Raw genomic sequence first — 9,272 nt, forward strand, 5'->3', positions numbered from 1 at the left:
GGCCTGGCGGCGCGGGGGTGTGGCCGCGTTGGAGTCGGCGGGGCCGATGGCGGTCGAACGGTTGTCGCCCGTGCAGTGGCAGCGGTTGGAGGGGGAGTTGAAGCGGGGCCCGCTGGCGCACGGCTTCGATGATGAGGACCAGGGCTGGACGCTCAAGCGGGTGAAGTTGCTGATCGGCCGGTTGTTCCACGTCGGCTACACCGCCCAGGGGGTGTGGCGGCTGCTGCGGCGGCATGGCTGGAGTTGCCAGGTGCCGGTTCGTCGGGCGGTGGAGCGCGACGACGCGGCGATCGAGGTGTGGAAGGGCGAGGTGTGGCCGCGGGTAAAAGTACCGCGCACGACCTGGGCGCCCATATCTGCTTCGCGGACGAGAGCGGGCAGTCGCTGATCTCGCCGAGGGGGCGCACCTGGGCGCCGCGCGGGGCCCGGCCGGTGGTGCGGGTGGCCGGCCGGCGCGGCGGGCGGGTGAACATCGCCGGCGCGGTGTGCTTCCGTCCCGGCCACCGCCCGCGGATGTTCTTCAAACTGCACGTCCACCACGGCCGCAGGGGTGAGCCGAAGACCTTCTCCTGGCGCGATTACCGGGACTCATCCGCATGGTGCACCTGCAACTCGGCACCCCGGTGGTGTGGGTCTGGGCATCCTCAGCGTGCACCTGCAGCAGGAGCTCTTCGACTTCGAGGCGGAGCACACGGACTGGCTGGTCATCTTCCACCTGCCGCCGTACGCGCCAGGGCTCAATCCGCAAGAAGGCATCTGGAGCCTGCTCAAACAGGCCCTGGCCGACTTCGCCGCCGCCGACTGTCACACCGACCTCCCGCCCCTGACCCGGGTCATCAAGCGGAAGCTGAAGAAGATCCAGTACCGGCCGCACCTGATCGTCGGCTGCTTACCGACCACCGGACTGGCCCTCGACGGGCTGATCGACGAACCGGACATCGCCAATTCAACCTGAGTACAAATCGCCGTTGACACACCGCCCCACCGACATCCGGTCCGCAAGCGGCCCGGATGCTGCCGCCTGCCCTCCCAGACATCGATTTTCTGATCGGCTTCCAAGCGGGTCTTGGAAGCTGCGCTGGAAGGTGAGATCACCGATCACCTCGGCTATGAGAAGCACGATGCGGGCGGCCGGGGCAGCAGCAACTCCCGCAACGAAGGCCGGTCCAAGACCGTACTGACCGACGTCGGCCCGGGCGAGGTCAAGGTCCCGCGTGACACCGCCGGCCCCTTCGAGCCGCAGAACGTCAAGAAGCGGCAGCGGCGGCTGACCGGCGTCGACGAGATGGTGCTGTCCCTCTCCGCGAAGGGCCATCGTTCCCCGGGGCACACACGGGTCGGTTGACCCTGGTTGGAGCCTGTGAGGCTCATGATAATCAGGCGCCTAGTGTGCCTGAGCCCTGCAACCATGCGGTTGGCCTTCACGGCACCAGGTGTTGAAGGGAAAATACGTGCACCAAAAGGGCTTTCATCGACTGAAACGGCGGCGGGTACTGGTGGGCACGGCGGTCGCCGTGGCTCTGACGGGTCTTGTGGCTGGCTGGGAAACCGCGTTGGCCTCCAGCCCCGCACCCCAGTCCTCTGCCGTACAAGAGGATTTCGCCGCTGCGGCGAAGGAGTTCAAGGTGCCCCTGCCGGTGCTGCTAGCGGTTTCGCACGAGGAGTCCGCGTGGCAGAGTCACAGCAGCGGCTACAGCACCGACGGCGGCTACGGCCTGATGAACCTCACGGACGTTACCCCGTCCATGTTGGGAGCAGGTGGCTCAGGTGCAGTCGGACGGCACGAACTCGCAAACCTGGCCGCCGCTCCCGCCCTCCACACATTGCCGACCGCAGCGAAACTGATCGGTGTCTCGACGTCTGAACTCCGCACCGATGACCGCCAGAACCTTCGGGGCGGGGCGGCGCTGCTCGCCATGTATGAGAAGAAGCTCACTGGCGGTACCCCAGCCGATCCGGCCGCCTGGTTCGGAGCCGTGGCACGCTACAGTCAGAACACGGACAAGACAGGTGCTCTCCGGTTCGCGCACTCCGTATTCAGGACCTTGGCTGACGGAGCCACGTCCACGACGGACAGCGGCCAGCGGGTCAGACTCACCGCCACCTCGGTCGGTAAACCCGATACAGGGCAACTCAACGCATTGGGGCTGACCACCGGTGACCCGGCCCCGGAATGCCCCCCGACGGTGGCATGCACCTTTACTCCGGCCGCCGATACCAACTTCCAGTCGGCGAATCGTCCGGAAGATCGTCTGGATGTCCGTTACATCGTCATCCACGACACCGAGAGCTCGTTCGACAGCGCGGTGTCCACCTTCCAAGACCCCTCATCCGGCGCTGCCGCCAACTACGTCATGCGCTCCTCAACGGGAGCTGTCACCCAGATGGTGCCCAACAAGGATGTCGCCTTCCATGCCGGCAACTTCTGGTTCAACATGCACTCGATCGGTATCGAGCATGAGGGGTTCGCCGCGGACGGGGCGACCTGGTACACCGAAGCGCAATACCGGTCCACGGCCGACCTGGTGAAGTATCTGTCCGCCCGTTACGGCGTACCGCTGGACCGCGAGCACATCATCGGCCACGACAACGTGCCTGGTCCGAACAGCAAGCTCGTATCGGGTATGCATTTCGACCCGGGGCCGTATTGGGACTGGACGCACTTCATGCAGTTGCTCGGTGTGAGCATCCCACAGGGTGGGACTGGCGGCGTCCCGGCGATCGGCTCGGCTGTCACCATCACGCCTGACTTTGCGGCCAACAAGCAGACCATTGAGGTCTGCGGCCAGCCGACGGGAGATGGTGGTGCCCCGGCGCCAGTACCCAGCCCGTCCACGTCGTCGGGAGATGGTGGTGTCTCAGCGCCAGTACCCAGCCCGTCCACGTCGTCGGGAGATGGTGGTGCCTCAGCGCCAGTACCCAGCCCGTCCACGTCGTGCACCCCGCAGACCGAGGCGTCGAGTGTTCTGTTCGTGCGGACGGCGCCTCGTGACGACGCCCCGCTCTTCGGCGACCAGGCCCTGCATCCGAACGGCGCCCCGGGAACTGACCAAATCGACGATTGGGGCAGCACCATCGTCGCGGGCCAGCAGTTCGTCGTTGCCGACGTCAGCGGTGACTGGACGGCGATCTGGTACAGCGGCACCAAGGTCTGGTTCTACAACCCCGGTGGCGTCAACACCACGCCCGCCAAGGGCGTCACCATCCTGAAGGCCGCAGACGGCGTCACTGCAGCACCTGTCTACGGGCAGGCATATCCGGAGGCATCGGAGTACCCGGCCGGTTTGACCCCGTCCACTCAGGCGCCGCTCAGCATGTACTCGGTCCCGGTCGGTCAGGCCTATGTGGCTACCAGCGCCGCGGTTCCGGCCGACGACTTCTTCGCCAAGGCGTCGGGTGAGCACCCGGCGGATACAGTTGTTTTCGGGACCAAGAAGTACGTCACCATCCAGTACAACCACCGCGTGGCGCTGCTCGACGCCGCCGACACGACGGTCGGCTGAGGCGGCTGATTCGCCAGCGCGGCTGGCCCCCGGGCGTTGATTGGTACGCCCCGCGCGGCAGGCGAGGTGGGTGAGGTAGTCGGCGAACAGTCGCTCCAGGTCGCTGCCGACATAGACGCGCCGGGGGCGCATCATCTTCACCCTGGCGCCGTTCGTGTTGTCCTCGCGGGGCACGATCTCGACATAGGGAGTGGAGTCGCGGCCCATAACGAAGTCGCAGATCCGCAGGCCGAGGGCCTCGCCCAGCCGAATGCCGGTCTCCGCGAGCAGGGCGAACAGCAGCCGGTCGCGCAGGTTCCCTCTCCAGTCGCTGACCGTGGCGTCCGGCATCGCGCAGCCGTCCAGGATCGCCTGAATCTCGGAGGGCAGCAGCAGCGGCGGGCGCCCACGATGCCGCTGGTGCCGGACCCTGACCAGCGAGGACGGTGCGGGAGCGGTGCGGGCGTCCAGGTGCGCGAGCAGGCCCCGAGCAGGGGCCCGGCGCGGCGTCCCGCGCATGAGCCGACCCGCGACCGGAACGAAAAGACCGCCTCCTGCCAGCGATAGAACGAGATCAACGCAGCCAGCCTCGCCTCCAACGTCCCGGCCTCCGGGGCCTGTTCGGGCTCGACTACAGTAGGGCGTGCTCGACGGTGCGGCCGTTACGCAACCAGGACAGGAAACCCGCGACCGCCGGGACACGTAATGCCTGTGTCGGGCGCCACACGAAGTGCCGTGGTACTCCGTTGCACTGCCGCTCAAAAGAGCCAGTCACCAGGCCTTTCCAGGGACGCTCCGCTCGCCGGTTACCGCGGCGTGGTACGAGTCGGCGACATGGTGAGGGGTTCAAATCCGTGCGCAGTTGGTTGAATTCAGCCATTGACCGGTACGACAGCGGCATGATGGGCGCCATGGACCAAGCCGACGCAATCGTCTGGGCGAGTGCCCTGGGCATCGCAGGAACTTTGGCTGGGGGACTGATCGGACCGGTTCTCCAGGCGAGGGCTTCGCGTCGGCAGGCCCGCGATCACGAGGTCTTTTGGATCCAGCATCGCCTGCGCGACGAACGACGCGCCGTCTTCGCGGCCATGCTCGACCAGTGTGAGGAGTGCCGCCAGAGCCTCAACGCTGTCATCGAGGCCCACCTGGATCCCGAATGGCGCAGCGAGGACGCCTACTTGGAACTGTGGCAGACGGTGGACGCCACCCTGGGCGCACTACTCCGGGCCGCGACGAACGTCGCCATCATTGGCCCCGCTCCCATGGGCGACCTGGCGGACGCCGTCTACGCGGCGATCGCCCGGCAGGCGGACGTCTGGCGTGCACGGATGGATCTGGACGACCGCCTCGTGCAGAACGGCCAGGCGGACAGTGCGTTCGCCGATGCGCGCAGACAATTCATCGCCGCGGCGGAAAAGATTCTGGTCCCGCCGACGAACCAGGGCTCTCGGCACTGGGGCGGCCTGCTGCGGCATTCGCGGTGACGCACGTGTAAGAGGGTGTTGTCTTTTCGATCTTGAGCGGTGACAGTCGAACGCGGTTTCCCGGTCGGGTGATCTTGCCGTGGCCGGGGCATCAGGACGGGGCCTCCTGAACAACTCGTGGGTGTCGAATCCATAGAGCGGTGTGCATCGTGAAGTCGCAGGTCGCGAGTCTGGTGTGAATGGCGAGTTGGGTACTCGTGCCGGTCGGCGGCCGATGACCAGGGCGTAGATCATCGGGCGGGTCCGGCTCCGGCGGGATGCCGGGTTCGGCTGCGCCCACGACCGGCCCCCGCCTACGATCCGTCAGCAGGTCGACACGCCGTGAGAACGCGGGAGGGCGCGGGGGATGCAGGAGCGGCAGTGGATCACCGCCCGCCGGAGCGAACTGGATGCCCTCGCTGAGGAGTTGGCCAAGCAGCTCCAGGAGGTCCAGGCCGAGCGGGATGAACTGGCGATCGCGGAGCGGGTGTTGAACCGCCTGTCCGAGCAGGCCCGGGCCGACGCCGGGGCCGCTCGCTCCGGCGTCGGCGAAGGTGGCCGGGCGGGCAGTCCTGCTCATCCCGCACCGCAGCGACGCTGTCGACGAGGGCGCGCTGCCCGGCGACTACCGCAAGATCCTGGCGATCGTGCGGGAGGCCGACGGCCCGGTGCAGGTCCGGGCGGTCGGCGAGCGGCTGGGGCTGGACGCCTCGGTGCGCGGCAAGCTGGAACCTTTGCGGGCGAAGATGACCAAGCTCGCCGACCGTGGCTGGCTGCACAAACGTCCTGACGGGCAGTTCACCGCACGTCCGTAACTGCGCGGGACGGGGGCGTAACTGACGGACCCCCGACGGCAGTTGAGTTTGGTGTGAAGAAAAACAACAGTTCCGTCGAGGGCCCTGACGGCCTTGTCTACACCGCCCGCCTGCCACTGTCGAGTGCCACCCTGAACTGGCTCGCCTACCTGATACGCGGCCACCTCAAGAAGATCGGCTCGCCGTGGCGCGCCCTGCCCGCGGGGAAGATCGCCGCCATCGTGCTGGCGGTACTGCGTTGTGACCAGCGCCCGGGCGACCTGGCCGGCGGCAACGGCATCCACCGCACCACCGTCACCCGGTGGGTCCGCGAGGTCGTCGGCCTGCTGGCCGCCCGCGCCCCGCGCCTGGACCGCGCCTTGCAGAAGATCGCCCGAAAGGGTGGTGGGATCGTACTGCTGGACGGCTCCCTGATCCGCACCCGACGCCGCACCGGCGCGGCGAACCGGAAGAACTACTCCGGCAAGCAGAAATGCCACGGCCTGCTCGTGATCGCGCTCACCGACGACAAGGGACGGCTGATCTGGGTCTCTGCCGCCCGGCCGGGACGCACGTCGGAGATCACCGCCTGCCGTCACGACAAACTCACCGTCCACTTGCGGGCGGCTGGTCTCGGCGCCATCGCCGACCTGGGGTTCGTCGGCCTCGACGACAGCGGCCCGGACTCCGACCCGGCAGTGATCACCGGCTACAAGGCCGCCCGGAACCGCCCGCTCACCCGCGGTCAGAAACTGTCCAACACGGCGCTGGCCGCGGTCCGGGCACCGGTCGAGCACGGCTTCGCGCACCTGAAGAACTGGCGCGTGCTCAGCAAGGTCCGCACCGACCCGAAGTGGGCAACCGCGCTCGTGAGGGCCCTGCTCGTCCTGACGAACCGCGAAGTTTCCCGCTGACCGATGATCTACACCGAAGTCATCCGCCCGTGACCAGCCCGAGCACACCGCAACCCGCACACACCAGATCCGTGAACTGCAACTTCACGATGCACCCCCCTCACTGACGGTAGAGGCATGTGCCCCTTCCGGGGCCGCAAGATGAGCTGACAGGTTGGGACTTACAACTAGGCGCCCTCTACGGTCGTTGGCCCCCTCCCCCCGTGAGACATCAATATGGTGAAAGCCTTCTCTTCGCGCCGAACGCGCGCGAGCGTTTACTCAGTGGCGGCGGGCCTTACTCTGGCCGCCGCTCTTCTTCCCAGTGGCGTGAGCGCTGCCCCGCGTCAGGCGACACACCACGCCGACACCGGCAACCCGACAGTCCGGACACCGCCCATACCCTCGCAGCAGACGCTGATTCGTCGCGACGCCAGTCTGACGAAGGCCGAACAGCTGCCCGGTGTACGAAAGCTGCGCAAACAGCTTGGCACAGAGGGTGTCCTCGAACTGGACCCGGACACCGGCACCCCACGTGAGGTGGCCAGGCTGGATGGCTATCTGACCTCTCCCAGTGACGAGGACCCGGCCGGCATCGTCCGGCAGTATCTGCGGGGTCATGCAGACGTGTTCGGCCTGTCCGCCAACCAGGTGGACGGTTTGACGCTACGTAAGCAATACACCGATGTAGCCGGTATCCGGCAGCTGTCGTTCGTCCAGTCAGTCGACGGTGTCCCAGTGTTCGGCAACGGCGTCAAGGCGAACCTCTCCCGCGACGGCCGACTGATCAGTGTGCTCGGCTCCCCGGTGCGTGACCTGCCGTCGGAACTTCCTCCCGCCAGGGTCACCGGGGCAGAGGCCAAGCGGGCCGCCATCCGCGACATCGCGGGCGGCGACGACGCATCCGCCGCCACCGCTCATCAGATGGTGTACCCGACGGCAGGTGGTACGTTCCTCCGGGCCTGGCAAACCGTCAGCTCGCCGCGGGGCCACGGCATGTGGCTGCACATCGTGGACGCGACCACAGGCCGGGTCCTGTACCGGCAGAACCTCTCCTTCGACCTGCGGGCAACCGACACGCCTGCCACGGCAGCCCAGGGTGCCGTGCAGCCGCTGTCCTCTCCCCGCGGCCCGCTGCCACGCACCGGCAAGGTGCTGGTCTGGGACTATTCCCCGGGCGCCCCGACGGGCAGCAGACAGCGCACCCGTGATCTCACCGCCGAGGGCTGGCTTCCCAAGGACGCCCGAATCCTGAACGGGCGCGTCGCGCACGTCTACAGCGACGTCAACGACAACGGCGAGCCGGATTCTGGTGAGGAGATCACCCCGGCGGCGGACGGAACGTTCTCCTTTCCCTTCAAGCCCTTCACCGGTGCCGAATGCGGTTCCACTCCCTGTTCCTGGGACCAGGCGAAGGCGTACTCCTGGAAGGCCAATCGTTCTCAGAACGCCGTACAGGTCTACTACTACCTGGGGAAGTTCCACGACCACCTGGCAGCCGCCCCGATCGGTTTCACCCGTGCCGCCGGCAACTTCGACGGTCGGGACGGCGACGCGATACAGGCACAAACCGACGACGGCGCGGCCATGAACGACGGGCTGCCCGACAGCGACCACATCAACCAAGCCGCGATGAGCGTCCCACCCGACGGTCAGCCGCCGTCGATGTATATGTTCCTGGCCGGTGCATACCCGGGCGTCCCGAACTCCGTGTACCCGTCGGGCAACTTTGGCGATGTTGCCCCCATCGTCTATCACGAGTACACCCACGGCCTGTCCAAGCGGCTGGTCGTCGATGCAGACGGTGTCTCGACCCTGACCGGCCAGCAGGGCGAGGCCATGGGCGAGGCCTGGAGCGACTGGTACGCCCTGGACTTCATGGCCGACGAAGGGTTTGTGAGGGACGACCCGCGCCTCGCCGGTGATGTGTCGATGGAGCCGCCGGGCTGGCAGGGTTCAGTCAGGTTGCGCTCGCAGCCGCTGGACTGCCCGGTCGGCTCCACGTCGGCCAAGTGCCCCGGCGCCAAGGCGACGGGCGTCGGCGGATACACGTACGGCGACTACGGAAAGATTGCCCGCGGCGGACCCGAGGTGCACTACGACGGCGAGATCTGGAGCGAGACCTTGTGGGACCTGCGCACCACGTTGGGCAGCAAGCTCACCGAATCGCTGGTGACCCGGGCAATGGAGCTGTCACCCGCCGGACCGACCTTCCTCGACGAGCGCAACGCCATCATGCAGGCCGATACGGTGGTCAACGGTGGGCGTGCCCACGACCGCATTTGGAAGGTCTTCGCACATCGAGGCATGGGCTACTTCGCCGCCACGTTAACGGACCTGGACACCAAGCCCGACGAGGACTTCTCGCTTCCCCCCGGCCCGAAGACCCCACGGTTCACGCTCTCCGGCAGGGTGGTGGACCACTTGTCCGGCGCGCCGGCGGCCGGGGTCACCGTCAGTGTCGGCGGCCACTCCTCCGGCTTCCCCGGTGCCGACTTCTCCGCGGTGACCCAGGCGGACGGAACCTATTCCATACCAGGTATCCCTAAGCTTGAAATTAAACCTTCGGTGATCGTTTGAGGTTCGAGTCGTTCACCCACACGGGAATCTTCCGGACATGACGACGACCTCCCTTTCACG

The 9,272-nt window shown here is 67.1% G+C and carries 6 protein-coding genes and 2 pseudogenes; all 8 read left to right on the forward strand.

Features of this window, described 5'->3' with window-relative positions; genetic code table 11:
• The coding region (locus ABZZ74_RS50960) for a winged helix-turn-helix domain-containing protein (protein WP_356950955.1) at positions 1 to 388 on the forward strand (388 nt) is incomplete at its 5' end.
• A 240-nt stretch (positions 389 to 628) separates the two neighbouring features.
• Positions 629 to 955, forward strand: a complete 327-nt coding sequence (locus ABZZ74_RS50965) for a transposase (protein ID WP_356950956.1) — start codon at positions 629 to 631, stop codon at positions 953 to 955.
• Between the two features lie 99 nt (positions 956 to 1,054).
• Positions 1,055 to 1,312: pseudogene (locus ABZZ74_RS50970) on the forward strand (transposase); the annotation flags it as partial.
• A 139-nt stretch (positions 1,313 to 1,451) separates the two neighbouring features.
• Positions 1,452 to 3,503: an N-acetylmuramoyl-L-alanine amidase gene (locus tag ABZZ74_RS50975; protein ID WP_356950957.1), complete on the forward strand. Its 2,052-nt coding sequence runs from the start codon at positions 1,452 to 1,454 to the stop codon at positions 3,501 to 3,503.
• An 890-nt stretch (positions 3,504 to 4,393) separates the two neighbouring features.
• The gene (locus ABZZ74_RS50980; RefSeq protein WP_356950958.1) at positions 4,394 to 4,966 is read left to right on the forward strand and encodes a hypothetical protein; all 573 of its coding nucleotides are present in this window, start codon (positions 4,394 to 4,396) and stop codon (positions 4,964 to 4,966) included.
• Positions 4,967 to 5,312: 346 nt separating this feature from the next.
• Positions 5,313 to 5,760, forward strand: a pseudogene (locus ABZZ74_RS50985) (hypothetical protein).
• 53 nt (positions 5,761 to 5,813) lie between these two features.
• Entirely contained in the window at positions 5,814 to 6,653 is an 840-nt protein-coding gene (locus tag ABZZ74_RS50990; protein ID WP_356950959.1) for a transposase family protein, read from the forward strand.
• Between the two features lie 309 nt (positions 6,654 to 6,962).
• Positions 6,963 to 9,212, forward strand: a complete 2,250-nt coding sequence (locus ABZZ74_RS50995; protein ID WP_356950960.1) for a M36 family metallopeptidase — start codon at positions 6,963 to 6,965, stop codon at positions 9,210 to 9,212.
• Positions 9,213 to 9,272: the final 60 nt, after the last annotated feature.

The sequence above is a fragment of the Streptomyces sp. NPDC006476 genome (assembly GCF_040612015.1).
Classification (GTDB): Bacteria; Actinomycetota; Actinomycetes; order Streptomycetales; family Streptomycetaceae; genus Streptomyces; species Streptomyces griseorubiginosus_B.

Bases quoted from the DNA above. Each gene is read 5' to 3' on its own strand.
- ABZZ74_RS50980 (WP_356950958.1), top strand. From the start codon at position 4,394: ATGGACCAAGCCGACGCAATCGTCTGGGCGAGTGCCCTGGGCATCGCA.